This is a genomic window from Stenotrophomonas sp. INTA L402-1 (assembly GCF_059295135.1).
In genome coordinates this window covers 1-26,470 of the sequence record NZ_JCAFWP010000046.1, presented here as the reverse complement: position 1 = coordinate 26,470, position 26,470 = coordinate 1, and the positions used below count along the sequence as shown (strand labels likewise).

28 protein-coding genes are annotated in these 26,470 nt (G+C 67.7%); 12 read left to right on the top strand and 16 right to left on the bottom strand.

Translation table 11 applies throughout. The features are described from left to right. The 3 genes from fis to prmA all read right to left on the bottom strand — a co-directional run. On the bottom strand, positions 1-283 hold a 283-nt coding region (gene fis, locus AC5O77_RS19475), incomplete at its 3' end, for a DNA-binding transcriptional regulator Fis (RefSeq protein ID WP_494507081.1). Between the two features lie 114 nt (positions 284-397). Then, complete coding sequence (locus AC5O77_RS19470) at positions 398-1,183, bottom strand: DUF3426 domain-containing protein (RefSeq protein ID WP_478057468.1); 786 nt, start codon at positions 1,181-1,183, stop codon at positions 398-400. A 42-nt stretch (positions 1,184-1,225) separates the two neighbouring features. Continuing rightward, positions 1,226-2,146: a 50S ribosomal protein L11 methyltransferase gene (prmA, locus tag AC5O77_RS19465; RefSeq protein WP_049463300.1), complete on the bottom strand. Its 921-nt coding sequence runs from the start codon at positions 2,144-2,146 to the stop codon at positions 1,226-1,228. A 162-nt stretch (positions 2,147-2,308) separates the two neighbouring features. Here prmA and AC5O77_RS19460 point away from each other — a divergent pair, with 162 nt between their 5' ends. Together AC5O77_RS19460 and AC5O77_RS19455 are read left to right on the top strand one after the other, a co-directional pair. After that, entirely contained in the window at positions 2,309-3,274 is a 966-nt protein-coding gene (locus AC5O77_RS19460) for a hypothetical protein (protein ID WP_478057467.1), read from the top strand. Continuing rightward, complete coding sequence (locus tag AC5O77_RS19455) at positions 3,271-3,645, top strand: hypothetical protein (RefSeq protein WP_010481078.1); 375 nt, start codon at positions 3,271-3,273, stop codon at positions 3,643-3,645. The genes AC5O77_RS19460 and AC5O77_RS19455 overlap by 4 nt, the downstream gene beginning before the upstream one ends. A 129-nt stretch (positions 3,646-3,774) precedes the next feature. Here AC5O77_RS19455 and accC read toward each other — a convergent pair whose 3' ends face one another. The 5 genes from accC to AC5O77_RS19430 all read right to left on the bottom strand — a co-directional run bounded on the left by accC (position 3,775) and on the right by AC5O77_RS19430 (position 7,612). Then, positions 3,775-5,142: an acetyl-CoA carboxylase biotin carboxylase subunit gene (gene accC / locus AC5O77_RS19450; RefSeq protein WP_032129559.1), complete on the bottom strand. Its 1,368-nt coding sequence runs from the start codon at positions 5,140-5,142 to the stop codon at positions 3,775-3,777. A 10-nt stretch (positions 5,143-5,152) separates the two neighbouring features. Beyond that, complete coding sequence (accB, locus tag AC5O77_RS19445; RefSeq protein ID WP_107433185.1) at positions 5,153-5,632, bottom strand: acetyl-CoA carboxylase biotin carboxyl carrier protein; 480 nt, start codon at positions 5,630-5,632, stop codon at positions 5,153-5,155. Positions 5,633-5,685: 53 nt separating this feature from the next. After that, complete coding sequence (locus AC5O77_RS19440) at positions 5,686-6,105, bottom strand: lysozyme inhibitor LprI family protein (RefSeq protein ID WP_478057540.1); 420 nt, start codon at positions 6,103-6,105, stop codon at positions 5,686-5,688. Positions 6,106-6,107: 2 nt separating this feature from the next. Next, on the bottom strand, positions 6,108-6,557 hold the full coding sequence (aroQ, locus tag AC5O77_RS19435; RefSeq protein WP_494507080.1) for a type II 3-dehydroquinate dehydratase: 450 nt from the start codon (positions 6,555-6,557) through the stop codon (positions 6,108-6,110). Positions 6,558-6,871: 314 nt separating this feature from the next. After that, positions 6,872-7,612 (bottom strand): DOPA 4,5-dioxygenase family protein, encoded by a 741-nt coding sequence (locus tag AC5O77_RS19430; RefSeq protein WP_012512267.1) that lies wholly within the window; start codon positions 7,610-7,612, stop codon positions 6,872-6,874. Between the two features lie 168 nt (positions 7,613-7,780). Here AC5O77_RS19430 and AC5O77_RS19425 point away from each other — a divergent pair, with 168 nt between their 5' ends. Then, positions 7,781-8,611 (top strand): isocitrate lyase/PEP mutase family protein, encoded by an 831-nt coding sequence (locus AC5O77_RS19425; RefSeq protein ID WP_494507079.1) that lies wholly within the window; start codon positions 7,781-7,783, stop codon positions 8,609-8,611. A gap of 74 nt (positions 8,612-8,685) precedes the next feature. Here AC5O77_RS19425 and AC5O77_RS19420 read toward each other — a convergent pair whose 3' ends face one another. Next, entirely contained in the window at positions 8,686-9,216 is a 531-nt protein-coding gene (locus AC5O77_RS19420) for a hypothetical protein (protein WP_012512265.1), read from the bottom strand. Between the two features lie 126 nt (positions 9,217-9,342). Between AC5O77_RS19420 and AC5O77_RS19415 the strand changes: the two genes are divergently transcribed. Together AC5O77_RS19415 and AC5O77_RS19410 are read left to right on the top strand one after the other, a co-directional pair. Further along, positions 9,343-9,939 (top strand): NAD(P)H-dependent oxidoreductase, encoded by a 597-nt coding sequence (locus AC5O77_RS19415; protein ID WP_012512264.1) that lies wholly within the window; start codon positions 9,343-9,345, stop codon positions 9,937-9,939. 15 nt (positions 9,940-9,954) lie between these two features. Next, a complete protein-coding gene (locus AC5O77_RS19410; RefSeq protein ID WP_494507078.1) occupies positions 9,955-10,548 on the top strand; it encodes a TetR/AcrR family transcriptional regulator in 594 nt (197 codons plus the stop codon). Positions 10,549-10,553: 5 nt separating this feature from the next. Here AC5O77_RS19410 and AC5O77_RS19405 read toward each other — a convergent pair whose 3' ends face one another. Continuing rightward, on the bottom strand, positions 10,554-11,348 hold the full coding sequence (locus AC5O77_RS19405) for a D-alanyl-D-alanine carboxypeptidase family protein (RefSeq protein WP_478057462.1): 795 nt from the start codon (positions 11,346-11,348) through the stop codon (positions 10,554-10,556). Between the two features lie 120 nt (positions 11,349-11,468). Between AC5O77_RS19405 and AC5O77_RS19400 the strand changes: the two genes are divergently transcribed. After that, the gene (locus AC5O77_RS19400; protein ID WP_494507077.1) at positions 11,469-13,022 is read left to right on the top strand and encodes an alkaline phosphatase; all 1,554 of its coding nucleotides are present in this window, start codon (positions 11,469-11,471) and stop codon (positions 13,020-13,022) included. A 42-nt stretch (positions 13,023-13,064) separates the two neighbouring features. Beyond that, the gene (locus AC5O77_RS19395) at positions 13,065-13,631 is read left to right on the top strand and encodes a GIY-YIG nuclease family protein (RefSeq protein ID WP_317217635.1); all 567 of its coding nucleotides are present in this window, start codon (positions 13,065-13,067) and stop codon (positions 13,629-13,631) included. A 7-nt stretch (positions 13,632-13,638) separates the two neighbouring features. On the opposite strand, the gene AC5O77_RS19390 is transcribed toward AC5O77_RS19395, so the two are convergent. Continuing rightward, complete coding sequence (locus AC5O77_RS19390) at positions 13,639-13,782, bottom strand: hypothetical protein (protein WP_180838676.1); 144 nt, start codon at positions 13,780-13,782, stop codon at positions 13,639-13,641. A 98-nt stretch (positions 13,783-13,880) separates the two neighbouring features. Between AC5O77_RS19390 and AC5O77_RS19385 the strand changes: the two genes are divergently transcribed. Then, positions 13,881-14,780 carry a LysR substrate-binding domain-containing protein gene (locus AC5O77_RS19385; RefSeq protein WP_478057460.1) on the top strand — a complete coding sequence of 300 codons (900 nt, stop codon included), beginning with the start codon at positions 13,881-13,883 and terminating at the stop codon, positions 14,778-14,780. 72 nt (positions 14,781-14,852) lie between these two features. Here the strand turns inward: AC5O77_RS19385 and AC5O77_RS19380 are convergent, their stop codons facing one another. From AC5O77_RS19380 to AC5O77_RS19370, 3 genes are all read right to left on the bottom strand, one after another. Then, positions 14,853-15,569: an ABC transporter substrate-binding protein gene (locus AC5O77_RS19380; RefSeq protein ID WP_494507076.1), complete on the bottom strand. Its 717-nt coding sequence runs from the start codon at positions 15,567-15,569 to the stop codon at positions 14,853-14,855. Between the two features lie 63 nt (positions 15,570-15,632). After that, positions 15,633-17,156: a carotenoid oxygenase family protein gene (locus AC5O77_RS19375; RefSeq protein WP_494507075.1), complete on the bottom strand. Its 1,524-nt coding sequence runs from the start codon at positions 17,154-17,156 to the stop codon at positions 15,633-15,635. 25 nt (positions 17,157-17,181) lie between these two features. Further along, the gene (locus AC5O77_RS19370; protein ID WP_494507074.1) at positions 17,182-17,604 is read right to left on the bottom strand and encodes a DUF2141 domain-containing protein; all 423 of its coding nucleotides are present in this window, start codon (positions 17,602-17,604) and stop codon (positions 17,182-17,184) included. A gap of 156 nt (positions 17,605-17,760) precedes the next feature. On the opposite strand from AC5O77_RS19370, the gene AC5O77_RS19365 reads away from it, so the two are divergent. Genes AC5O77_RS19365 through AC5O77_RS19355 form a run of 3 tightly spaced genes read left to right on the top strand, consistent with a single transcriptional unit; the run spans position 17,761 to position 19,890 of the window. Continuing rightward, complete coding sequence (locus AC5O77_RS19365) at positions 17,761-18,861, top strand: sensor histidine kinase (protein ID WP_494507082.1); 1,101 nt, start codon at positions 17,761-17,763, stop codon at positions 18,859-18,861. Beyond that, complete coding sequence (locus tag AC5O77_RS19360; protein ID WP_494507073.1) at positions 18,858-19,496, top strand: response regulator transcription factor; 639 nt, start codon at positions 18,858-18,860, stop codon at positions 19,494-19,496. Before AC5O77_RS19365 ends, AC5O77_RS19360 begins: the two co-directional genes overlap by 4 nt. 22 nt (positions 19,497-19,518) lie before the next feature. After that, positions 19,519-19,890 carry a VOC family protein gene (locus AC5O77_RS19355; protein ID WP_164081274.1) on the top strand — a complete coding sequence of 124 codons (372 nt, stop codon included), beginning with the start codon at positions 19,519-19,521 and terminating at the stop codon, positions 19,888-19,890. Positions 19,891-19,981: 91 nt separating this feature from the next. Here AC5O77_RS19355 and AC5O77_RS19350 read toward each other — a convergent pair whose 3' ends face one another. Next, positions 19,982-20,821 carry an arylamine N-acetyltransferase family protein gene (locus tag AC5O77_RS19350; protein ID WP_494507072.1) on the bottom strand — a complete coding sequence of 280 codons (840 nt, stop codon included), beginning with the start codon at positions 20,819-20,821 and terminating at the stop codon, positions 19,982-19,984. 202 nt (positions 20,822-21,023) lie between these two features. Between AC5O77_RS19350 and AC5O77_RS19345 the strand changes: the two genes are divergently transcribed. Continuing rightward, complete coding sequence (locus AC5O77_RS19345; protein ID WP_494507071.1) at positions 21,024-23,561, top strand: methyl-accepting chemotaxis protein; 2,538 nt, start codon at positions 21,024-21,026, stop codon at positions 23,559-23,561. Positions 23,562-23,639: 78 nt separating this feature from the next. On the opposite strand, the gene AC5O77_RS19340 is transcribed toward AC5O77_RS19345, so the two are convergent. Continuing rightward, positions 23,640-26,162, bottom strand: a complete 2,523-nt coding sequence (locus AC5O77_RS19340) for a PepSY domain-containing protein (protein WP_478057456.1) — start codon at positions 26,160-26,162, stop codon at positions 23,640-23,642. Between the last annotated feature and the right edge of the window lie 308 nt (positions 26,163-26,470).

The following is a 26,470-nucleotide window of genomic DNA, read 5'->3' as shown; positions in this document are numbered from 1 at the left end:
AGATGTGTATAAGAGACAGGCCGTATTCCTTCAGCTTCTTGCGCAGGGTGGCACGGTGGATGCCCAGCATCGCGGCGGCGCGGCTCTGGTTGCCTTCGCAGTGGTTGAGCACTTCCACGAACAGCGGAATCTCCATCTCGCGCAGCACGATCTCGTAGACATCGTCCGCATCGCAGCCATCAAGGTCACGCAGGTAGCGGCGCACGGACTGGGCGACGTGTTCACGCAGCGGTGGCCGGGGAGCGCCACGACTGTTGTCAGGACGAGAAAGGACAGCGTTCAAGGGGGTTCCCGATTCGGTTGGCCCGTGCGCGCGGAGCGCGCGGCCGGACGAGGTGGTGGCGGCCAGTCTAGCGCGAGCGTGCCCGGCCTGCCACGGCTGGTCGCCTCTCCCCGGTCAGAGGAAGTCGAAGGTGAATGCGACAGTGGACGCAGCGGGCTCCTGCAACCGGAAGGCGACGCGCGCGCTCTGGCCCGGTTCCAGCAGGGCTGCACCGGGGTTCTCGCCCAGGTACTGCGCGGGCGTGAACACGCCGCTGCCGATCACCCGGCCATCGGCATCGGACAATGACAACCGCAGGTCCGGCCACGCCTGTGCCCAGCGCGCATCATTGCGGATGCTGGCCTGCACCTGCAGCACACCGGCCTGGCCCGGCAGGGGGCGGATCTCGCGGCTGGTCATGGTGAACGCAGTGGGCTCGTGCCAGGCAGGCAGGCTGCAGCGCAGCACGCCGCACAGCGTGCCCAGCCATGCGCGGTTGCCGGCGTCGGCGGCCAGCCGCGCGCGGTCGGCCAGCACGCTCTGCAGTACCAGCAGCAATGCCAGCCCGGCGACCAGCAGCCAGTGCCAGCGGGGTGTTGGCAGCGTGCGCGTGCGCGCGCTGCCGAGGAAGCTGGGGGCATCACTGGCGACCGCCGTTGCCTGCACCGCGACCGGCGCCGGCTCGATGGCCGCTGCTTCATCAACGATGACAACGTCATCGTCGTGTCGCATCTCTGTCGCCGGTGGGCGTGCCAGGTCGATGGGCTCGGCCTGCATCTGCTCCACAGGCGTTGCGTGCCGGGCTTCGTCCTGCATGCGCGCATCGGTCGCACGCGCATCGGTCGCAGGCGCAGGCTCACCCTCCGGCGTCGTGCGCAGGAAGGTGGCCAGGGGACGGCGCGGTGGGTTCGGCTCGGACATGCTCAGGGCGCGGGCTCGGATCCAGCGGTCATTCAACCACGATCAGGCGCGGCGCACGCCGGTGATGCGCATCCAGTCGCCATCCTGGGTGGCCTGCAGATCGTCGAACCATGCTGCATAGCGCTGCAGCAGTTCGCCTTCCTGGCCATGCAGGATGCCGGACAGGGCGATGCGGCCACCGGCAGCAACGCGCGCAGCCAGCAGTTCGGCCAGCGCATCCAGCGCCGAGGCGAGGATGTTGGCGACCACGATCGGATAGGTCGCGACCGGTTCGTCCTGCGGCAGGTACACGTGCATGCGGGCCTGCTCGCCGTTGCGCTCGGCATTGTCAGCAGTGGCGACCAGGGCCTGCGGATCGTTGTCGACGCCGATGGCTTCGGCGGCGCCCAGCTTCAGCGCGGCCAGTGCGAGGATGCCCGAGCCGCAACCGAAGTCGAGCACGCGCTGGCCCTGCAGCAGGCCATCGACCGCCAACTGGTCCAGCCAGCGCAGGCACAGTGCGGTGGTCGGGTGGGTGCCCGAACCGAACGCCAGGCCCGGGTCCAACCGCACCACGGCGGCATCGGCGGCCTGTGCGGCATCGGGCAGTTCATGGTTCCACGGCACGATCCAGGTACGGCTGCCGAAGTCCATCGGCTGGAACTGGTCGAGCCAGGCACGTTCCCAGTCTTCATCCTCGACCGCGCGGAAGCTGCCGCTGCTCCAGTCCAGCTCCGGATCGAAGGATTCCAGTGCGGCCAGCAGCAACAGCGCGTTGCTGTCGGCGGGGAACAGCGCGCTCAGCACCAGCGTGTCCCACAGCGGGGTCTCGCCCACGCCCGGTTCGAGAATGGCCTGTTCGTTGCTGGTATCGGCCTCGGCATCGAGCAGGGTCACGGCCAGTGCACCAACGTCCTCCAGTGCATTTTCATAGCGGGGCTGGGTGGCTTCGGTGCAGCGCAGGGTCAGTTCCAGGAACGGCATGGTGGTGGGGCAATCGCGGGAAAGGGGGCCATGCTAGACCATCGGGGCGTCTCCGTATTGCCTGAGATGCCGCTCCGAGATGAACGAAGCCCGTTCAGACAGGCCCGTCGGGCCTTGCTAGACTTCGTGCTTTCCTATGCGCCGCATCGCCTACCGCCGCCGATGGCCTTCGCTCCGACCCTGAAAACCTGGTTGCTCGTACTGCCGGCTGTGGCCGTGCTGGGCGTGGCCGGTTATCGGGCCAGCGGCCATGCTGCGACGTCTTCGGTAGCGTCGGTGGATCTGGCAGGTGCGGTCGCGGCCGCTGACAGTGCGGCGCCGCTGCCGGTGATGCCGGAGGCGCTCGCGCGCCGCCTGGCACCCTTCGAGCGTGGCAACGCATTGCCGTCCGGGCTGCCCCTGGATCTCCGCGCCGATATCGAAGACGCCACCGACCTGTATGCCTATGCTCAGCGGTTGCGTGCCCAGGCGGACGAAGGCAACCACGAGGCGCGCTGGATGCTCAGCCGTGTCTATGACTATTGCGCGCAGTACGCGGTCGATCCGGGTGGCTACCGCTTGGACAACAACGTGCTGGCCGGGCTGGGCCTGACCGCCGCACCGGCGATGGTGCAGGCGCGCGAACGCGTCGCGCAGCGTTGTGGTGGTTTCGTGCCGGGCGACAAGCTGGGCACGGCCTTGGTGCTGTCCGAACGTCGCAAGGCGGCCGCACAAGGCAATCTGGCTGCTGAGGCTGCGTTGTTCGCCGAGGGCGAACCGCTGCAGGACAGCCCCGAGTACCGCCGTGACCTGGTTGAACGGGTGCGCACCTCGCGCGACCCGGAGGCCTTCATGGCGATCGCACCGGGCATGGGCGTGCGCGCCTCGGGTGACCGCGCGCTCAACGGCCTGGTGGCGGGCGAGCAGCTCAGTGAACTCGCATGGCGGCTTGCGGCCTGCGAACTCGGTCTACCGTGTGGGGCAGACAGTGTGCTGGTCAACAGTTTTTGTGCGAACGGAGGGATCTGTTCGCAGGATGGTACGCAGGATTTCCGGGATTTCGTGTATGACGCTGCGGTATCGCGGCAGGGCGCTGGGAAGATGAAGGAATGGATCAAGCGATTGGTTGGAAAGAGGAACGAGCAATGAACTACCGCCGATTCCTGCACGGGGCCAAGTTCTGGTTCTGGGTGGCCCTGTTCGTGGCCTACTCGGCCGGCGCGGTTGGCCTGTTGATGATCGATACCTATGAAGATCGCTACCGGCATCTGTCGAAGGTGGAACTGACCACGGTGAAGGCGCAGGAAGACGTGCGCCGTGCCGGTGCCAGCCAGGTGGCCGCGGTCTATCGCGCGCAGAGCGGCATGCCGTTCGCGTCGCTGCCGGCGGGCAGCACCTTCCAGGTGGTGTGGCCGGATGGTTCGACCGAGACCATGGTGATCGTCGACCCGACGTCGCCCAATGGCGTGCGTCCGCTGGCGAACTCGCAGATTCCGGCCGAAGCTGCCGACAAGCGCTGATGCGTCTGCTGTAGCGCCGAGCCCACGCTCGGCTGAGCTTTCCGGCAAGCCGAGCATGGGCTCGGCGCTGCAGCAACAGAAAAGGGCGGGGATATCCCCGCCCTTTTCATGTCCAGCACGTGGCGCCGATCAGGTCAGCGCGATCGGCTTGTTCTTGCGTTCGGCCAGGCGCTTTTCCAGGTAGTGGATGTTCTGGCCACCGGCCTGGAAGCCCTTGTCGCGCATGATCCGCTGCTGCAGGGCGACGTTGGTCTTGATGCCATCGACCACCATTTCGCTCAGTGCCACGCGCATGCGGGCAATGGCGGTTTCGCGGTCCGGGCCGTGCACGATCAGCTTGCCGATCATCGAGTCGTAGTTCGACGGCACGCGGTAGCCACTGTAGATGTGGGTGTCCACGCGCACGCCGGGGCCGCCCGGCGGATGGAAGCCGGTGATGGTGCCCGGGCTCGGCACGAAGGTCTCCGCATCTTCGGCGTTGATGCGGCATTCGATGGCATGGCCGGTCAGCACCACGTCACTCTGCTTGATCGACAGCTTCTGGCCGGCGGCGATCTTCAGCTGCTCGGCCACCAGGTCGATGCCGGTGACCATTTCGGTGACCGGATGTTCCACCTGGATGCGGGTGTTCATTTCGATGAAGTAGAAGCGGCCGTCCTCGTACAGGAACTCGAACGTGCCGGCACCACGGTAGCCGATGCGTACGCAGGCTTCGGTGCAGACCTTGCCGATCTGCTCGCGCTGCTCGGCGGTGATGCCCGGTGCCGGCGCTTCTTCCACCACCTTCTGGTGGCGGCGCTGCATCGAGCAGTCACGCTCGCCCAGGTGGATGGCGTTGCCCTGGCCGTCGGCCAGTACCTGGATTTCCACGTGGCGCGGGTTCTCCAGGAACTTCTCCATGTAGACCTCGCCATTGCCGAACGCGGCCTTGGCCTCGCTCTTGGTGGTTTCGATCGAGGTCTTCAGCGAGGCTTCGGCGTGCACCACGCGCATGCCGCGGCCACCGCCACCACCGGCCGCCTTGATGATGACCGGGTAGCCGATCTCACGGGCGATCTTGGTGTTGGCGACGATGTCTTCGCCCAGCGGGCCGCCCGAACCGGGCACGCACGGCACGCCGGCGGACTTCATCGCGCGGATGGCTTCGACCTTGTCACCCATCATGCGGATGGTGTCGGCCTTGGGGCCGATGAAGATGAAACCGGACTCTTCCACGCGCTCGGCGAAGTCGGCGTTCTCCGACAGGAAGCCGTAGCCCGGGTGGATGGCCTGGGCGTCGGTGACTTCCGCCGCGGCGATCAGTGCCGGGATGTTGAGGTAGCTCTGCGGCGACGGCGCCGGACCGATGCAGACCGACTCGTCGGCCATGGCCACGTGCTTGAGGTTGCGGTCGACCGTGGAATGCACGGCCACCGTGCGGATGCCGAGGGTGTGGCACGCGCGCAGGATGCGCAGCGCGATTTCCCCTCGGTTGGCGATGACGACTTTGTCGAGCATGGCGTGCCCCTCAGCCGATCACGAACAGCGGCTGGTCGAATTCGACCGGCTGGCCGTTCTCGCCGAGGATGGCGACGATGGTGCCGGACGTGTCGGCTTCGATCGGGTTGAACATCTTCATCGCTTCGATGATGGCCAGGGTCTCGCCTTCCTTGACCTGCTGGCCAACGCTGACGAACGCCGGCTTGTCCGGGGCGGACGACGCGTAGAAGGTGCCGACCATCGGCGAGCGCAGCACGTGGCCTTCCGGCAGCGCCGGGCCCGGCTTGGCGGTGCCACCGGTGGAGGCTTCGGTCGGCGACTGCATCGGCATCGCCTGCGGCGCCGGAGCGGCCGGAGCGGCGTACACCGGGGCGGCGACCGGGGCGGCATAGCCGGCCACCGGGGCGCGCGACAGGCGCACCGACTCTTCGCCTTCCTTGATTTCGATTTCAGCCAGGTTCGACTCTTCCAGCAGGTCGATCAGCTTCTTGATTTTGCGGAGATCCATGGTGGCCTCTTTGCTCTTGATGTCAGTGTGGTGGGAAGCGCATCGCGCTCGGGTCAAAGCAGTTCGTAGAACTCGCGCAGCTGCCGCGTACGGTCGCGCGTCTGGGTGATCAGGCACTGCATCTTCGCAGGGTTGCGCGAGGTGCCGTCTGCATTGAAGGCGTAGACTGCCTCGCAGTCTGCATCGCGCAGGGTTATCCAGATGCGCTGGGCCTTCACCAGCTGCTGTTCGGCCGCTGCGCAGTGGCTGCAGCTGCCTTCGGCGGCCTGCGCCTTCAGTTCGCCGCGCGCCTGGACGTAAACGGCGTTCAATGCGCTGTCGGCGTCATCCAGGCGATCGGAATCGCACATGTCGCGCTCGTAGCCGCCGGTCGCCTGCGCGCAGTCAATGCCGGCGGCCGCGCGCTCGGCGGCGATGCTGGCGCCGCACACGCCGGCCCACAGCACGATGCAGGCAAGCACTCTTGGGAGCATCTTCACGCGCGGGCCGCCTGCACGCGCAGCAGCGCCGCGTCCATCGCATAGCGATAGCTGTCGGCACCGAAGCCACAGACCACGCCCACCGCCTTGTCGCTGAAATAGCTGTGCTGGCGGAACGGCTCGCGGGTATGCGGGTTGGACAGGTGGATCTCGATGAACGGCACCGCCACCGCGGCCAGCGCATCGCGCAGGGCCACCGAGGTGTGGGTGAAGGCGGCGGGGTTGATCAGGATGAAGGCGGTTCCGTCATCGCGCGCAGCCTGCACGCGGTCCACCAGGATGTGCTCGGCATTGGACTGCAGGCTCTCCACCGCGTGCCCGGCAGTGGACGCCTGGGCGGCCAGCGCCTGGTCGATGTCGGCCAGCGTGGTGTGGCCGTAGACCTCCGGCTCGCGGGTGCCGAGCAGGTTGAGGTTGGGGCCGTGCAGGACCAGCAGCTTCGCCATGGGATCCGGAAGACGGGAAAGGGCGGCAGTCTGGCGGAACCGGCGGATGCTGTCCAGTTCGGCGAAGTTTGGCGCGTTTCAATCTAACGTTTGAAATCTGCCGAAGGGCTTGTGGCCGTATGGCGGGCGCTGGATCAAGGCGCGCTGAACGCCGTGCAGGCGGGGGATGCGTGCACGTAGGCCGACGATGGCGTCAGGGTGGGCGATGGCTGACGCTGCGATGGGCTGTGATGCCGTAGATCCACGCCATGCGTGGATGTGGGAGTTCCGTGTGCATCAAGCTACGCGCCCATCACTGAGCCATCTGGCACCCCTCACGTCTCCAGCGGCACCGTCGGCACCACGTTCGGAAACACTTCTTCCAGCGGCTCCTGCTCGCCCGGCTTCGGCGCCGGCCAGTTGTAGGCGTTCACCGGCTGTGCGCGGTTCACCCACAACGCGTAATGGAGGTGGTCAGCGCGGCCATCGCCAGTATTGGGATGGATCAGGATCGTCAGGCCCAGGCTGTTGAGCTGCAGCCACGGCACCAGTACCGGCAGCAGGTCGTTGGTGAAGCCGAAGTAGAACGAGGGCGTGACGTGCGGGCCGCGCGGCTCCAGGTTCCAGTTGCCCAGCTCCACCGGGAAGCGTTCGGCGGCCCAGCGTCGCAGCAGTGCGGCTTTCTCGAAACTGTCTTCATCGAAGTAGATATGCGCGTGATAGCTCTTGATGTCGGTGTAGGCACGCGGGGTGGCCGGCAGGGTGGCCTCGCCGGGGCGCACGCTGGCCGGACGCGGCGTCGGCTCGCTGGCCGTGGCCTCGCCCCAGGGGCTGCGGCCCTGGGGCGCGGGCGGAACAAGGGCGCGGAAACCGGGGCGGCCCGGCTCGGTCGTGTTCACAGCGGCCTCGGCGCGCGGCGGCGCGGCGGCAGCGGTAGCGCTGGCCAGGCCACCGGCGGCCAGCCCGGCCGAGGCGATCAGCCGCCGGCGCGTGGGCGAGAGCAGGTCGGCCCACTGGGCGTCGTCGTCGGCATCGAACAAGGCGTCGGTAGCGGAAGTCTGTGGGTCCGGGTGCATGAAGGGCTCCATGGCAGCGTGCGGCGGGGGCAGGCAAGCACGCTCAGGCACCTGCCTCGGCAGCGTCCAATAAGCAGGCAGCATCACCTCATGCCCGTTCACCCGCGATGTCATTGAGTGCGGCCGATCGGCGGGCTAGGGTGCAGGTCTGCCGCCCTGGAGCCCGTCATGACCTCGCCCGATGCCGACACCCGGCGCAAGCGCGCGACCTTCCGCCAACTGCATGCACAGGGTTGTTTCGTGCTGCCCAATCCGTGGGATGTGGGCAGCGCCCGCTACCTGCAGCGGCAGGGCTTCCAGGCGCTGGCCACGACCAGCGCCGGCTGTGCCTGGAGCGAGGGGCGGTCGGACGGCGCGGTTTCGCTGCAGGCCACGCTGGAACATCTGCGGCTGATGGTGGCGGCGACGCCATTGCCGTTGAACGCCGATTTCGGTGATGGCTTTGGCGCCACACCGCGCGCGGTGGAGGAGGCCGTGGCGGCGGCAATCGATACCGGCGTCGCCGCGTTGTCGATCGAGGACGCCAGTGGCGTGGCCGATGCGCCGTTGAGGCCGATCGACGAGGCGGTCCAGCGCCTGCGTGCAGCGCGCGCGGCCATCGACCGTGCCGGCGGCGAGGTGCTGCTGATCGGCCGGGCGGAGAACTTCTTCGTCGGCGTGCCCGATCTGCAGGACGCGCTGCAGCGGCTGCGCGCCTATGCCGAAGCGGGTGCCGATGTGCTGTATGCACCAGGCATCAGTACACGCGAACAGATCAGTGCGGTGGTCGCCGCTGCGGGCTCGAAGCCGGTGAACCTGCTGGTCGGTGGGCCGACGCCGCTGAGCCTGCAGGACATCGCCGCACTCGGCGTGCGCCGGGTCAGTCTCGGCGGTGCGCTGGCGCGTGCGGCGTGGGGGGGCTTGATGCAGGCCACCCAGCCGATCGTGCAGGACGGCCGCTTCGATGGCCTGCAGCAGTCGGCCTCGGGCGCGGCGTTGAACGCGTTGTTCCGCCGCTGACTGCACCCCGGTGCAGGTCCAGGTGAACTGACTGGCAGTAGATTCACGCCATGCGTGGACGGATGAGGTCGTGACTACAGCGCCTCCATCCCGCCCTTGGGCATGGATACTTCCGGCTCCAGCGCCGGCAGCAGTTGCCGCAGCAGCCCGGGGTTGTCCAGCAGCGCGGTGCCATCGAGATAACGCCAGTCCGCAGTTCCCACGCGGCGTACAGCGACCATGAACGAGGTGCTGCGTATCGGCGACTCGCGCACGCGCAACAGTGACTGGCGTGGCACGAAGCTGACCTCTTCGTCGCCAGCGGCGTAGGTGCGGCCGGGCATGCCGGCTTCGTCGCTGATGACGGTGACCGATTTGCGCAGTTCCTTCACGGTATCGCGGGTCATCCGTGCATAGGCGTCATCGCCGCCGGCCAGCTGCTTCAGGCTGGGGTGGGTGCGCGCGATGATCAGCTCCGCATCGCCGCGGCCGAACGCGTCCAGCATCGCCTGCACGTCCTGACGCAATGCTTTTGAATCGCTGGGGCTGAGTTCGCCTGCGAAGGCCGATGGCAGCACCACCGACAGCAGCAGGGCCAGCAAAGGGAGAAGCAGGCGTCGGTCCATTCTCGGCTGTCTCTGGGGGAACCGCCGCACTATACGGCGGATGCGGAAACAGCGTCCCACGCATGGCGCTGGTATCCCGGCCGCCACTACTTACTATTGGTAGTTAGTGAATTCCGGACATCCCCCATGCACAGCCTCATCGTTACCGCCCATCCTGAATCCGGCTCGTTGACCCATGCCATCGCCAAGCGCATCGGCGAAGCCATCACCGCGGCGGATGCCGCCAACACCGTGACCCACGCCGACCTGATGGCCGAAGGTTTCGATCCACGCTTCAACCCACAGGACCAGGCGCTGTTCCGTGGCACCGGCGCAGTTCCGGCCGACGTCGCCGCCGAGCAGGCGCGGCTGGACGCCACCGACACACTGGTACTGGTCTACCCGCTGTACTGGTGGTCGTTCCCCGCCCTGCTGAAGGGTTGGATCGACCGCGTGTTCACCCAGGGCTGGGCCTACCAGGACGGTGCCGACGGCAAGGTACAGAAGAAGCTGCAGCGTTTGCGCGTGCACCTGGTCGGCATCGGCGGCGCGGGTGCGGAGATGATCGAGCGGCGCGGCTACGGCGCGGCGATGAAGGCCCAGATCGACATGGGCATCTTCGACTACTGCGGCGCGCGCGTACTGTCTTCGGAACTGCTGCTGGACGCCGATTCCGGCGCAGCCGAGGGGCATCTGCAGTCGGCAGGCGAGATCGGTCGTAAAATCGGCACTCCGATGCACTGATGCCCTGTTCCGCCGATGCCCGCCAACGCCGCTCCCACGCGCCGCCGATTGACCCGTGAGCAACGCGCCCGCCAGTTGCTGGACGTGGCCTGGGCGCTGGTCGGAGACGAAGGTACCGACGCGCTGACGCTGGGGCGGCTGGCCGAGACCGCAGGCGTGACCAAGCCGGTGGCCTACGATCACTTCGTGACCCGCAATGGTCTGCTGGCCGCGCTCTATGACGACTACGACGGCCGGCAGACGGTGGTGTACAACGAGCGCATCGGCCGCGCCAGGGCGCAACTCACCGATCGTGCGGCGGCCATCGCCTCGGGCTACATCGACTGCATCCTCAGCCAGGGCAGTGAAGTGCAGGGCATCCTCGCCGCGCTGGTGGGCGCTCCGGAACTGCACGAGGTACGGCGGCGTTACCAGCAGGATTTCATCGACAACTGCGACGCCTGGCTGGGCCCGTTTGCTGCCGACGGCACGGTGCCACTGGCCGGGCGCTGGGCGATTCTCGGTGCGGCCGAAGCCCTGTCCGAAGCCGTGGCAGCAGGCGCGCTGGACAAGGCCGCAGCCGAAGCCGAGCTGCAGCGGCTGATCGTGGCAACGGTCAAGCGACGCTGAGCCGCTCAGGCGCCGGCGGTGCTGTCGGCCAGCGCCGCGAACCCGGCGGCCAGCCGCTCGCGCACAAGGGCATCGCGTGCATCGCGGCTTTCAGAACCCAGCACCACGGTGATCAGGCGCACCGGCTGATCCCGCCCGGGCACTGCCCGGCAGGCGGTGGCGGCCAGGCAGAAGCCTGCGGCCTGGGTGTAGCCGGTCTTCAAGCCATCCACGCCGTCATCGCCAAGCAGGGCGTTCTGGTTGCTGCGGCTGAAGCTGCCGTGCGCTAACACGCGCTGCGCGGTGATCGCCAGGATCTGCGGATGATCGTTCAACAGGCAGGCGGCCAGCACCGCCATGTCGCGCGCGCTGGACGCATGGTGCGGGGTGGTGATGCCGGACACGCTGGCGAACCAGCTGCTGCGCAGGCCGAGCTGGCGTGCGTGCCGGTTCATGCGCTCCAGGAACGCAGGCTGTGATCCGTCCAGATGGCGCGCGATGGCCAGCGCCGCGTCATTGCCGGAGACGATCATCAGTCCTTCCAGCAGGCGCGCGAGGGTGACTGTTTCACCGGGCACCAGGCCCATGCGCGTTTCATCATCGGCCACCGCGTGCACATCCCCGGCGGCGATGGTGACCGCTTCGTCCCACGCGTCTCCCTTCTCTTCGACGCATTCGTACGCCGCATAGGCGGTCATCAGCTTGGTCAGCGAGGCCGGTTGCCTGGCGATGTCCGCGTTGTGCTGGTGAATCACCGCGAACGTTGCCGCATCGAGGGTGATGGAGGACAGCGGTGCACGCGCGGGAGCAGGAGACGGCATGGAAACGAGGATGGCAGTGGGGGCCTGCAGGATAGTGTGCAGCGGCTGCACGAAGCTGCAACACTGCAACGATATAACGTATCGTAATTGTGGGCCGCCGATGGCCCAACGGGACACCCGATGACTGCACGCATTCCACGCCGCTGGCTTCATTCTTCGTTGCTGCTCGCGCTCGCCGCACTTGGCGGCTGCCAGCCCAATCTGCGCGCCGAGGCTGTTGCTTCCGGCCCAGCGCGCCCGCACAACGTGATCGTGATGATCAACGACGGCGCCGGTTGGGGCACCTGGGACGCCGCCGCCTACTGGCAATACGGCGGCCGCGAAGGGGCCCCGTATGCGGATTTCCCGCAGCGCCTGGCGGTTACCACCTTCCCGTTGAACGCCAGCAGCCAGCCGACCCGCGACAACGCACAGACCCTGGGTTACGACGCGGGCAAGGCCTGGGATGACACACCGGTTCCTGCGCAGGACCTGCCGTTTGCGGGCTACCAGTACCTGGCTGCGGTGGCTACCGACAGTGCGGCGGCGGGTACCGCGTTGTCCTCGGGCATCAAAACCTATAACAAAGCCATCAACTTCAACAACGATGGCCAGCCGGTCGAGTTCAATACGCTGCGCGCCAAGCGCCTGGGCATGGTTACCGGTGTGGTGACTTCGGTACCGTTCGCGCATGCCACGCCGGCCGCGTTCGCGGCGCAGAACGAATCGCGCAACAACTATCACGCCATCGCCCATCAGATGCTGGCGCAGGGGCATATGGATCTGGTGATGGGCACCGGAGGCCCTGGCTACAGCGTTGATGGTCGCGCCTGTGACGAGAGTGCCGGCACGGCCAAGGCCGAGGGCTGCGCGAACCCGTGGGAATGGGTGTCGCAGCAGGATTGGCAGCAGCTGGAAGCGGGCAGCACCATCGGCGGCAATCCGTCGGGGCCGTGGCGCCTGATCCGCAGCAAGGAAGCGTTCGCCGCGCTGGCGCAGGGACGGTTGCCGGCCGACCGGCCGCTGATCGGTGTACCGCGCGTGGCCAACACGCTACAGCAGGCGCGCCAGCTGCAGGTGCTGGGCAAGGATGCGGCCACGCCTTCCGGTGTGAGGAAGATCGACAGCGTGCCGGATCTTGCGACCATGACCCGTGGTGCGCTGCAATTCCTGCAGCAGCGTTCGTCCAACGGCCTGTTCCTGATGGTGGAAGGTGGCGCCACCGACTGGGCGGCACATACCAGTGCCTGCGGCACTGAATGGCACTACGGCCAGTGCAGCGACCAGCCGCAGTACGGCCGGCTGATCGAGGAAACCGTGGAGTTCAACGACGCGGTGACAGCAGTGATCGAGTGGGTCGAACGCAACGGTGGCTGGGAGCGCAACCTGCTGATCGTCACCACCGACCACGACAACAGCATGCCGATGGGCCCGGATGCACAGAACGTCGCCTTCGAGCCGGTGCGCAACAACGGCCGTGGGCGCATGCCCGGGATCAGCTTCCGTCCCACCGGCAACCATTCCAATGCGCTGGTGCCGTTGTGGGCCAAGGGCGCGGGCGCGGAGCTGCTGGGCCAGCGCGTGCGGGGCGTTGATGCCGGCTACCGTCAGCACGTGCGCTGGAACGACGGCAGTTACATCGACAACACCGACGTGGCTGCCGCGGTGCAGGAAGCGCTGCAGCGTCCACGGTAACGCCCGGTTGCACGCGGGCTGTTGTCGAGGCAGCCTGCGTACATGCAGTCGGATATCCGCATCGACGGTCGTGTCTTCGCCTACGTCTTCCCCTGTGCGTGGGAAGACTACGCGAAGATTGGTTTCTCACGTGATCCGCTTGGGCGCATCAGCGCATTGCATCGGCGTTGGTTCGAGTTCTTCGATCTCGACGCCGGTGCGCTGGTGGAAGCGGAAAGCGAGCGCGATGCGCGGGATCTGGAGCTGCAGCTGCGTTCGCCGTTCAAAGCGCACCGCGCGCCGGCGCCGATGACGGTCCAGGACAAGGCTGGAGGCCGCACCGAATGGGTGCGTGGTGCCAACCACGCTTTGTCGCTCGCGGTTGCCGGCCTGGGCGAACAGGGCTATCGCTGTTATCCACTGAAGGGGTGGCTGCGAGCCGCCCTTCGCCTGCGCATGGACCGGTTGCACGACTGGGCTGCGGTGCAGCTTCCCGAAGAGGAAGGCCTGCGGATCCCCGGTGGCCCCGGCGAGGGCGCGCTGCGTGACACCCTCGACGGTTGTCGGGCATTGGACATCGATCCGATCCCGTGGCTGCCTGAACACATCCAACGCTGGTATGCAGGTTGAGGAGCGTTCAACGGGCTCGCGGCGGCTGAACCGGCGCGGCCGGTTGCCGCGCGCACTGCGGGGCAGGTGTGGACGGGCTGGCCAGCTGGCATGCCAGCTCGGCACTGGCCACGTGGCCGTGCAGGAACAACAAGCCGCTGAAGATGTTCATGAGCGTGCCTCCACTTGAGTGGATTGCACGATACGGGCAGCATGGACGGGCAAAAAGCGACATTTCCGCAAGCATGCCTTGAGAGGAATTCAAGCCTGATGTCCCGCCCTCCGCTCCATGCCCTGCAGGGCTTCGTGGCTGCTGCCCGGCTCAGCAACCTGTCGCGTGCCGCCGCGTCGATGAATGTGACCGTCAGTGCGCTCAGCCATCAGATGCGGCAGCTGGAAGAACGGCTCGGGCAGCCGCTGCTGATCCGCCAGCCGCGTGGTGTCACCCTCACCCTTGAGGGGCAGCGCCTGCTCGACCAGGTCGGACCGCATCTGGATGCGATCAACGAAGCCTTCCAGCCCTATGCCGCACGTGCCGAGCACGTGCTGACGATCAGCGCGGTGCCGTCGATGGCGTCGGCCTGGCTGGTGCCGCGCCTGGGGCACTTCGTGGCCGAGCATCCACAGATCGAGATCAACCTGCAGTCGAGTGAACGCCTGATTGATTTCGAGCGGCAGCGCCAGTTCGACGCCGCGCTGCGTCTGGGCAGCGGGCAATGGCCGGGCCTGGTGGTGGAACCGCTGTTCGACGAGTGGCTGGTGCCGATGGCGAGCCCGGCGCTGATCGAACGCATGGGCGGCATTGACCGTGTGCCGTTGACCCGGTGGCCGCTGCTCGGTGATCCGGACGGCGCGTGGGGCGCCTGGTTCGCGTTGAGCGGGCAGAGCCCGCCGTCGCGTTTCGTGGCGGTGCTGGATGATTCGGAGGCGCACCATCGCGCCGCTCTGGATGGCGTGGGCGTAGCGCTCGGGCGGGTGACGCGGGCGCGGCTGCTGCTGGATTCGGGCCAGCTGGTCGCACTGTCCAGCCTGCGCCTGAAGACCGACTGGCCGCATTGGCTGGTGTACCCGCAGCGCTCGGCCAGCCATCGCGGTTTCCTCTCGTTCCGCGACTGGCTGCATGCGCAGGCCGCCGAGCATGTGCGGCACATGGCAGACGCACATCTATAGCGCCGAGCCATGCTCGACCATTGCATCTGGATCTGTAGCGTCGAGCCATGCTCGACTGCTGGTGCTCTACAGTCACCGAACCAGCGTGACCGCCTGCCCGGCACGCGCGAACGCTGCCTCAAGCAACGGGCCGGCCTTGATCGCCTCCACTTCCTCGAACAACGCCCGCAATGCATCGGCCGGGCGTGAGACCGGCGCCGCCACTGCCTGCTGGATCGCGGTGAAACGGCCGGCCAGCACACGGTGGCCGGGATGCACCTGCGCCCATGCTTCCAGCGGCTGGCGTACACCGGCGGCGGCATCCAGGCGCTGCTGATCGAACAACGTGATGGCCGCCGCCGAGGTCTCTGCCCGCTCGATCGTGGCATGGCGCAGTTCGCGACTGAGGAACAGGTCATAGGCCGCGCCACGCCCCACCGCGATGCGCAGCCCCTCGCGATCCAGGTCGGCTACCTGCTGCGCAGGGCTGTCCGCGCGCACCAGATAGGTACCTTCGATCTCCACATACGGAGCACTGAAGGCAATGCGGTCGGCGCGTGCCGGATCGATGGCTAGGAAGGCCAGATCCCAGCCGTCTTCGCCTGCTGCCTCGACCACCGAGGCTGCGGCATCGTGGCAGGTGAAGCGAGCCTGCACCCCCATCCGTTGCGCCAATGCGGTAGCCAGTTCCAGCGAGGGGCCGCGCGGTGAGCGCGCATCGCCCTGTGCCAGCACCGGGTTGCCAAGGTTGATCGCCACGCGCAGGAAACCGTGCGGTGCCAGCGTACTTCGGTGGTCGGCCAGGGACATGCAGAACTCCACGGGGCAGGGGGAGACCCAGCATGCCAACAACGGTGTCCGCGTGGCGTGGAATCAGCCGCGCGCGGCGAAGGTGCCGTGGAAACCCAGTGGTACCGCATAGGGCAGCCAGGCCTGTGCCAGCGGACCGTCGTCCAGGTGGCGGGCATCGAGCACCGCCAGGCCGCTGCGCTTGTTCACCGGGTCAAGCAGGGTGCCGATCAGCCAGCCATCATCGGCGTTGCGGCTGCCCGGGCGCGGCACGAACACATGCTCTTCGGCCATGATGTCCGGGCCATAGTTCCACAGCTGGCGGCGCCCGCGCTCGATGTCGAACGCGGCCACGGCGTTGAAGTACGGCGCATTGGCCGTGCCGTCGATGGTCGGCGCATACAGCCGTGCGCCACGTGTGTTCGCCGAGCGCGGGTCGAACAACGGGAACTCCACTGCGCTGATGCCCAACATCTGCCAGCCGGCCTGGCCGCGACGCAGGTCCAGATGCAGCTCGACCAGGCTGGCGCCACTGTTGGCAGCGTGTGCGCCATCACCGGCCATCGCTTCCTTCATCGGCGAGCGCGCCTCATTGATGTCGTCGTGGCGCACTGCGCGCAGCACGATGCCGCCATCGCGGGTGAACGCGTCGCCGAAGTGGTAGATCGCCGCGAACGGGGCCTCGAACCATTGCGCCTTGTCCGGCGCATCCTTGGCGACCACCGCGATGCGCACAGGACGCTGAGGCGCGAACTGCATGCGCTCGAAGAAGCTGCCGCCTGCGCCGGTGAAATCGAACGGCATCATCACGAACACCAGGTGCTGGTCGGTCATCGCGAAGGCATGCAGGTAGCCATGCTCGGGTGTTTCGATCACATTGGCGCTGCGCAGCTGGCCGTTCGCACCGATGTGCCAGACCAGCAGGCCATGGCCACCCGTCAGGCTGATCGAGCCGAAGTTCCAGAGGCTGCCGTCGCGGTCGCGCAGCGGGTGCGCCGAGAACGGCAGTGCAGCGAGGTCCGGACGCCAGGTCCCCGGACCCAGTGTCTGCAGCGAATCGGGATCTACTTCGAACGCCGAGCCGGACTCGCACAGCGCGAACAGGCGGCCATTGATCATGGTTACCGTGGTGTTCGCCACGTTGGCATCGTCGTTGTTTCGAACTGCCAGCGCACCGGGAACGCTGGTGCCGGCAGCCGGATACTGGAAGCGGCCGGCCTTCTGTTCACGGGTGAATTTCGGCGTGGCGACCATGCGCCCGTGATGGGTCAGGCTGCCGTCACCATTGAAGCGCCAGCCATGCACCATGCCGTCGCCGTCGAACCAGTGGTCGTAGCGGAAGCCATCGCGCTCGGTCCAGGCCGGGCCGTTGCGGTACAGCGTACCGGCCAGGCCTGACGGCAGCTTTCCCTGCAACTGCACGGTGGCCGGGCCGAGGCTTTCGCTGCCGACGCTGCGCCAGCCGAGCAGCCACGGGTGTTCCTGCATGCCCTGCGCGAACCGCGCCGGGTCGCCGGCGAAGGCGGGAGCGCTGCGCAGCGCGGTGGCGCCCAGGGCCAGACAGGCACTGCTGCTGAGCAGGGTACGAAGGAAGCGGCGACGGTCCATGGTGGCCTCGGGTATGGATGCGGAATCAGCGCAGGGTGATGTCGATGGCGGTGCCGGCGGCCGGCACGTCGACGCTCGCCTCGTCGAAGGTCGGCTTGCGCATCACCTGCGGGTTGTTGCTGAAGCCGTAGCCTTCCACCGGCATCCCGACCAGGTTGGTGTCGAGCTTGCCGTTGTCGTTCTCGTCGTGGGTGAGCAGCACGGCATAGCTGCCGGCCGGCACGCCCTTGAACGTGAAGTGGGCACTGTCGCCGCTGGGCGCCGCCTGCTGGGCCTGCACGGGCTTGGCCTTGCTGTCCCAGGCGGCGGCGTTGTCGACCAGCGCAACGCGCAGGGTGCCGGTCTGCGCGCGGACGTCGTGCACGGTCACGGCCAGGTCGGCGGCGTGGGCACTGCCGACCAGGGCCAGGGCAGTCAGGGCAGTGCTGAGCAGGGCGGTGCGGATCATGGCAGTGGCTCCGGAAGTGTGTGTGGCGGTGTGGAGCCAGTCTGCGTGGGGCGCTGCACCGGGTTCAGGGCCAGTGGTCATCGATTCGACGTGCCAGAAGTCACTTTCTGCGCCGGACCCATTGCCGCCGGCGTGCGCGGCCGTCAGCATCTGGCCATGCCCAGCCTGTTCCGCCATCTGTTGCGTCCGCTCAGCCTTGCCGGCCTGATCACCGTGCTGGTGGTCGGCCTGTCGTTCGCAGTGCAGCGCAGTGGCGCCGGGCTGAGCCTGCTGTTGCTTGCTGTGTTCCTGCTGCTGTTCGTGGTGCACGGCTGGGCGTCGATGCCATCCCGCGTGCGCGCCGCCGCTGCGGTGTTGCAGGCGCTGCTGGCGGTTGTGCTGGTTGCGCTGCAGCCGCGTACCGGTACCGCCCCGGTGCTGCTGGTGGTGCTGGTTGCACAGCTGGCCGAACACTGGCCGCCGCGCTTCGTGCTGGGCGTTGCGCTGCTGGCCAACCTGGCGGTGTATGCCGTGCTGCGCCACAGCGGCTTCAGCCAGCCGCTGCTGGTGGTGCTGCTGTATGGCGGTTTCCAGGCCTTCGCCGCGCTGACCGCGCACTATGCCCACAGCACGGCGCTGGCCCGCGATGATCTTGCACGGGTCAATGCCGACCTGCTGGCCACCCGCGCGCTGCTGGCTGACAGTGCACGCGATGCCGAGCGCCTGCGCCTGGCGCGCGAGCTGCACGATGTGGCCGGGCACAAGCTCACCGCGATGCGGCTCAACCTGCGCGCCCTGGCCGCTGACCCTGCGCTGGCCGGCCGCGAAGGGCTGGTGCTGGCCGAACAGTTGTCCGGCGAGTTGCTGGCCGACATCCGCCAGGTGGTGCAGTCGATGCGCGATGATCGCGGCCTCGATCTGGCCACCGCGCTGCATGCGCTGGCTGCACCCTTCCCACGACCGAAGCTGCAGCTGCAGATCGGCGACGGGGTGCGCGTGGCTGACCCGTTGATGGCCGAGACCGTGCTGCGGCTGGTACAGGAAGCCCTGACCAACGCCGCCCGGCACGGCAATGCAGACACCGTGTGGCTGACGATCAGTGAAGAGGATTCCCAGTTGCGTATCGATATCCGCGATGACGGCCAGCGCGCCGAACGCATCCGCGAGGGCAATGGCATCGCCGGCATGCGCGAGCGTCTGGCGGCCGTACAGGGGCGGCTGGAGTTGGCCCGAACCGCGCAGGGCGGCATGCATCTGACCGCGCGGTTGCCGGCATGAGTGCCGCCATGATCCGGGTGGCGCTGGCCGATGACCAGGCGCTGGTCCGCGCCGGCCTGCGCGCCCTGTTACAGGGGCTGGGCGTGGACGTGGTGCTGGAGGCCGAGGATGGCCACGCCCTGCTGGATGCGCTGGATACGCAGCGCGTGGACGTGGTGCTCAGTGACATCCGCATGCCCGGGCTGGATGGGATCGAGGCACTGCGCCAGCTGCGGGCGCGCGGCGATGCCACGCCGTGGCTGCTGCTGACCACCTTCGATGAAAGTGATCTGCTGCTGCGCGCCAGCGAGGCCGGCGCACAGGGCTTCCTGCTCAAGGATGCCGCGCCGGCCGACCTGCGCGAGGCCATCGAACGCGTTGCCGCTGGCGAGACCCTGCTGCTGCCGGTCAGTACCGATCCGGTGCGCGCGCGTTACCGCTTCCACGATGAAGCGCCGCCCACCGATACCTTCGGCGAACGTGAAGTGGCAATCCTGCGCCTGCTGGCCGGGGGCTACAGCAACAAGGAGATCGCGCGCAGCCTGTTCCTGGCCGAGGGCACGGTGAAGAACTACGTGTCCGCCATACTCGACAAGCTGGGCACCCGCGATCGCACCCGTGCAGTGCTGAAGGCGATTACCCTGCGCATCATCTGAGTGGACGTGGCAAGGAATGTCAATGAACCCGATCCTGCATGTGGAAATCCCGGCGACTGACCTGGACCGGGCCATCACGTTCTACCAGCGATGGCTGCAGGTTGCGGTGGACGAACCTATCGTGCTGCACGACTGCCGGATGGCCTATCTGCCGTTCTCCGATGAGGCCGCCGGTGCCAGCATTGCGCTGGTGCACGGCGCGGACTATCTGCCTTCCGAGCAGGGCGCGCGCATCTACATCGGCGTCGGTGACCTGGATGCCAGCCTCGACCGTGCGCTGCAGGCCGGAGCCGAGCTGCGCTTCGGCCCGGCCGATGCCGGCGATTGGCGCGTGGCCGAGATCCGCGACAGCGAAGGCAACCGTATCGCATTGCAGGCGCGCACAGCGCCGTAACGTCAACGCTGCGGTGCGCGCATCTGTAGAGTCGAGCTTGCTCGACTGATTTTGACGTCGCCGTAGATGCATCAGTCGAGCAAGCTCGACTCTACAGCGTCGCGGCGCGTGAGCGCTGCAGCCAGTCGTTGATTGCGGGATCCAGCCGCGGGTCGTCCGGAAGCTGGATGCCGAAGCGCTGCTCCAGCACGTCGCGCACATCACCCACATCATGCAGCGGGCGCTTGTCCGGTGCCTGTCCGGGGCGGTACTCGGTGTAGTTGCCGCTGCCGATGGTGCGGCGCCAGTCCGGCCCGGTCAGCGACGCGCGCAACTGGCCGGGGAAACTGGAATCGGGATGGGTACATACGTACCAGTTGCCCACCACGTTGTCGATCGGCGCCGGCGCCTGCAGATCGAAGCGGTACATCACCCGCCAGCCGTCGCTGGATTCGGCCGACAGCATGAAATCACCGCCGTCTTCCAACCGCTGCAACAGATAGCGTTCGTGCGGGGTGGCCTGCGGCTGCGGGTCATGCAGGCGCAGCGGTACGGTCGGGGTCAGGCTGCCAAAACCGGCATCCACCAGCCAGTCATCGCCGTCCACGTGCACGCGCAGCAGCAGATGGGTACGCGCGGTCAGTTCGCCGTCCTGGGCGGCCAGCAGTACGCGCGCGCTCAATGGCTGGGCATCGAAGCCCAAGGCCTGCAGCAGCGCCAGCAACCCGCCATTGAGTTCGAAGCAGTAACCACCGCGGCGCTCGTCAAGCAGCTTGCGCTGCACGCTGTCCGGGTCGATCGGCACCGCATCGCGCAGCAGGCAGCTGAGGGTTTCGAAGGGCAGCAGTGCGTTGTGGCGCTGCTGCAGCAGGGTCAGGCCGGCCAGGGTCCGCGGTGGCGGCGCATCCAGCTGCAGGCGCTGCAGGTAGCGGGGGACATCGAGCGTCGTCATGGGGGCACCGGGCGGGGAGGGGAGGTCCACTGTGCTCCCCCAACCGGGGTTGAGGTCAAGCACGGCGGCCGTGTCATGCCCCCGTCGCCTGCACCCGGTACAAAGACCGCGTCCGCCAGTGACGGGGGACGCAGACGAAGAAGGGCCTAAAGTTGCCTTGAATCCGGCCGATACAGGTGCGTCCTTCCGCCTGGAGTCTGTCATGTCGGCCGTTGTCCCCCACCTCCGGTCCCTGCGCACGCGTCTTGCCACGTTGCGCTCGGCGTCCCCCGGCCTGCTGCTGTGGCTGCAGCCGCATCGGCTCAGCGTGGCCAACAAGCTCAAGGCGACCCTGTGGGTCTGTGGTCTGGGCCTGGTGGCGATCGCCGCTGTCTACGCCTGGACTGGCCATGCCAACGCCCTGGCCGCGCGCAGCCAGGCCAGCTACCAGCGCGGCAGCGATCTGGCTGCCAGCCTGTCCACGCGGATGGCCGAAGCGCGCCGCCTGCAGACCCAGTATGCACGCAGTTTCGATGATGCTGACCGCAGCCAGTTGCTGGCAGCACAGAAGGCCCTGCAGGCTGACCTGCAGGCGCTTCGCACGATGCCGATGGATGCCGGCCGGCGCAAGGCGCTGCAGGCGCTGACCGAAGCTGCCGACGCCTTCTCGCAGGGCGTGGCGGCCCTGTTCGAACGGGTCGATGAAATGGGCCGTGGTGATGCCGGTCTTGCCGCACAGCTGCAGCAGGCAGCCGACACCCTGCAGGCGCAGGTGGATGCGCTGCAGCGGCCGTCGCTGGCGCTGTCCCTGCAGAAGATGCGTAGGCAGGAGGCACTGCTGCTGCTCGACGGTGATTCCACTCACGCCGACCGCGCCAGCGAGGAAAAGCTGCCGTTCGACCTCGCGCTGGCGGGCCTGCCTGCGGATGCGCAGGACGCCCTGCGCAGCGGGATGGAGGGCTATCAGGGCGCACTGCTGGGTTATACCGCTGCCCGCGTCGGCCTGGATGTGGAAGCGCAGTCGCTGCTGGATACGGCCGCGGGCGTAGCGCCGGCGCTTGCCGCTTTCCAGCAGGCACAGGTGGCAGCGCTGGCCAGGGCTCAGGCGCGCCAGCAGGCCGGCGCGCACACGATGAGCGTGCTGTTCGCACTGACCCTGCTGCTGGTGGCCGGCGTGCTGATCACCAGCCTGGTGCTGGCGCTGCGTGCGGTGCGCCAGCCGATCCAGGACACCCTGCGTTTCGCCAGCGACATCGCCGACGACCGCCTCGACACCACCCTGCGCGTCTACAACGCCAACGATGAGATCGGCCAGCTTGCCCAGCGCCTGGTCGACATGCAGCAGCGCCTGCGCGCGCGCATCGAGACCGAACGTGCTGTGGCGCGCGGCAGCACCCGGGTGCGCCAGGCGCTGGACAGTGCGCAGACCGGGCTGATGGTGGTCGATGCCGAAGGCCTGGTGGCGTACGCCAATCCGGCGCTGCTGGAGCAGCTGGAACGTCAGGGCGATGAACTGGTGGGGAGCGATGCGGTACGCCTGCATCCGGCGCTGGCCAGCCTGGCTGGCGTGCGACAACGCGAAGAACGCGAGATCGGCCATTCCGGTGTGCGCTATCAGCTGGTCGCCAATCCCATTGTCGACGAGGGGCATTTCCTCGGCGTGGCGGTCGAATGGCGCAGTCGCGCGCTGGAAACCCTGCTGGAAACCGAAGTGGCAGCCCTGGTCGACGCGGCCGCGCACGGTGACCTGCACGGTCGCATCGCGCTGGAGGGGAAGCAGGGCTTTGTGCGTACGCTGTCGACCAGCATCAATCGCCTGTTGACCACCTTCGAGACCAACCTTGGCGATCTGCAGGCGCTTCTGGCCGCGCTGGCCCGCGGTGACCTCAGCGTGCGCATGGAAGGTGAACTGCAGGGCGTGTTTGCGCGCATGCGCGATGATGCCAACGCCACCGTCGCGCAACTGGGCCGCATCGTCACCCGCATCCAGCAGGCCACGTCCAGCCTCGACACCGGTGTTGGTGAGATCGTCGCCGGTCACCATGATCTGTCGCAGCGTACCGAACAGCAGGCGGCCAACCTGGAAGAGACGGCAGCGTCGATGCACGAGCTGACCGACACTGTTGGCCGCAATGCCGATGCCGCGGGCCGTGCGGATGCGCTGGTCAAGGGCGCGGCGGCAGTGGCCCAGCGTGGCGGCGAGGCGGTCGGCCAGGTGGTGGCAACCATGCATGGCATCAGCGAAGCCTCACGGCGGATCGGTGACATCACCCAGCTGATTGATGGCATCGCCTTCCAGACCAACATTCTCGCGCTCAACGCAGCAGTGGAAGCGGCGCGCGCTGGAGAGCAGGGCCGCAGCTTCGCCGTCGTGGCTGCCGAAGTGCGCCTGCTGGCTCAGCGCAGCGCGGAGGCGGCCAAGCAGATCAAGGGATTGATCGAGGATTCGGTGACGCGTGTCGGGCAGGGCAACCAGCAGGCCGAGCAGGCTGGCACCACGATGGGCGAGATTGTCGGCAGCGTGCAGCAGCTGGCGGATCTGCTGGCCGGAATCCGCAGCGCGTCGCAGGACCAGCATGCCGGCATCGCACAGGTGAACCAGACCATCGTGCAGATGGAAGCCAGTACACAGCGCAACGCCAGTCTGGTGGAAGAGGCGGGGGCCTCGACCGCGCAGATGCAGGCGCAGGTACATGCCCTGGCAGAAGCCGTGGGCGCGTTCCGTCTGCAGTCGATGCCACAGGCGCGCGCTGCGGCCTGATCCCGCTCCGGTAGTGCCGGCCGCTGGCCGGCACCGTCGATGATCATGCCGGCCAGCGGCCGGCACTACCCTTGTGGCTCAGTACACGTCGCGCCGGTAGCGCCCGGTCTCCAGCAGCGTTTCCACAACCTCATCGCCCAGCGCAGCGCGCAGCACCTGGTCCACGCCTTCGGCCATGCCCTGCAGCGAGCCGCAGACATGAATCACCGCACCACGCTGCATCCATTCGCGCAGCGCATCGGTGGCGGCATGCAGGCAATCCTGCACGTAACCACCTTCCCCATCGCGCGAGAACGCCAGGTCCACCCGCGCGAGATGGCCATCGGCCTGCCACGCTTCGATCTCGTCGGCGAACAGGAAGTCGTGCGCGCGCTGGCGCTCACCGAACAGCAGCCAGTGCCCGTGCTCGCCTGTGTGGGCAGCTTCGCGCAACAGGCTGCGCAGACCCGCGATGCCGGTGCCATTGCCGATCAGCACCATCGGCACACCGCCAATGCGATGGAAACCGGGGTTGCGATGCACACGGGCCACGATGCTGGCACCGACCGGGGCATGCAGCGCCAGCCAGCCCGAGCCCAGCCCGGCTCGACCCGACAGGTCATGCACCAGGCGCACCACCAGTTCCACCACTTCATCACTCGTGGAGGAGGCGATGGAGTATTCGCGTCCGGGCAGCGTTGGCAATCCGGACAGCCACAGGCAGGCATCCTGCACCGCCAGCGCGGCGTCGGCCTCGGGCAGCTCGCGTTCACTGGCCAGCGCCAGCAGGGTGCGTGGGTGGCCGTCCACCAGCAGCGGCTGCAGCGGATCCAACCCCTGTGCCTTCAACACGGCGCTGGCGTGCCGTGCGTTGTGCCGGGGCGCGATATGCAGGATGTCGCCCGCCTGCCACTGCACGTCGGCCGGTGGCGCAAGACGGATGCGCCAGATGGCACCACCGATGCTGCCCGGATTGAGCCGGTCGCGGCCGAGCAGCCGCCACTCATGCATCTGCGTGGCCGCTGGCAGTACGCTGTCATCGGTGACGATGCCGGTCAGCGCACCCAGCTGCAGCTGCCATTGGCGCAAGGCCGCTACCGAGGCGGCATCGACTTCGACGCGGTCGAACAACGGGCGCGCGCCGTTGCCGAGCAGCCAGCTATCAACCTGGCGACCGAAGCCGCAGTAGTGCGGGTACTGTCGGTCACCCAGCGCCAGCAGTCCGAACTGCAGGCCTGACAGGTCGAGTGTCTGTGCCATCAGCCGTCGTGCAGCGCCTCGCGCCGCATCCGGTGGCTCGCCGTCGCCGAAGGTGCTCAGTACCCACAGCACCTGCGCGGTGCGTGCCAGCTGCGCGGCATCAACGCGGGCCAGTGGCAGCACCTGCACCGCATGACCGGACGCCTGCAGCTGCGCGGCGGCGCGCCATGCCAGTTGTTCTCCCAGTCCACTCTGGCTGGCATGCACCACCAGCCACGGCGTACCACCGCCATCGGCAGGCGTTGCTGGCAGCGACTGGCGCAGGTCACGCGCGGCGCGCTGGCTGCGGCGGCGGTCCAGGTAGAGCATCCAGCCGGTGATGAAGAACAGGCTCATGCCCAGGCTGCTGAGCATCACCACGACACGCCCGGGCACGCCGAAGTAGCTGCCCGAGTGCAGCGCGAACACGCTGGTGGCCAGCTGCGCGCCGGGGCCCTGGCGCGCGTAGGGGCGGGCATCGAGCGTGGCCCCCGTGCCTGGGTCCAGCTGCAGCAGATCATGCGCGCGGTCATGCTGGCCGCCGCGCTGCGACGGATCACCGGCCATCACCCGCACGTTCAGTGCCTGCCCCGGCTTCTCCGGCAGGCGCAGGTCGATGTAGCCGGTGCGCACGCCGGGCAGTGCGTACAGCGTGGCTTCGATGCGTTCCAGGTTCAGGGCGGCGTCGGTGGCGACCTTGTGCCTGGCGGCCGGTGCGACGCCCAGCAGGGTGTTGGCGGCAGTGCGATACCAGTCGAACGACCACCACAGGCCGGTCAGCGCACTCATCAGGTAGATCAGCAGCACCCAGGTGCCGACCACCGAGTGCAGGCTCCACAGGAAGCCACGGCCGCTGCGTTTCCATTCCACCGCCAGCCAGCTGCGCCAGTGCCACCAGCGCCGCGGCCAGCGCAGGTAGAGCCCGGACAGGGTGAAGAACAGCAGCGCGATGGCACAACTGCCGGTGATCCATTTGCCGCGCTCGCCGGCGGCGAGGTGGCGATGCAGGTCCTCGACGAAATCGAAGAACGCCTGCCCGCGCAGGGCGCTGAAGCGCTCGCCGGTGTACGGATCGAAGTAGACCCAGTGTTCCTTGCCACCGGCGAAGCGCGCCACCGAGGGCCGTTGCCCGGTGGCATCCACGCGCAGGCGTTGCAGGGGGCGATCACTGCCGGCCTGCAGCAGCGGCACCAGTTCGCTGAGTTCAAGCGGAAGCTGGCCGTCGGCATGGTGCTCGGCGATCTCGGCGAAGCCGGGATTGGCCGCCCGCAGCAGTTCATCCTCGAAGGACAGCACGGCGCCGCTGAGGCCCATCACGGCCAGCACGGCACCGGCGGTGATGCCCAGCAGCCAGTGCAGTTGGAACAGGACGTTCTTGAACATCGAAGGAGGAGGGCCTGGAAGGCTGCCGCCCGCATCCTGCGCAACAGCAAATGAGAATTAGTCGCGGAATTCTCCGTGGCGCCCCGGCTGTGGTCAAGCAGGGGATATCGGCCGGGCGGCGCCCGGCACCCGTGGTAGTGCCGGCCGCTGGCCGGCAACCTCAGAAGCAACAGCCGAAGCAACAGCGGGTTTCCTGTGAGGAGGCGGGGTGGGTCCGGTTGCGGGGGCCGCTGCAAGTACGTCCATGTAAGCTCGGTCGCCGCATCCATGCGGCTCACGCCCCCACAACCTGTCTCTTATACACATCT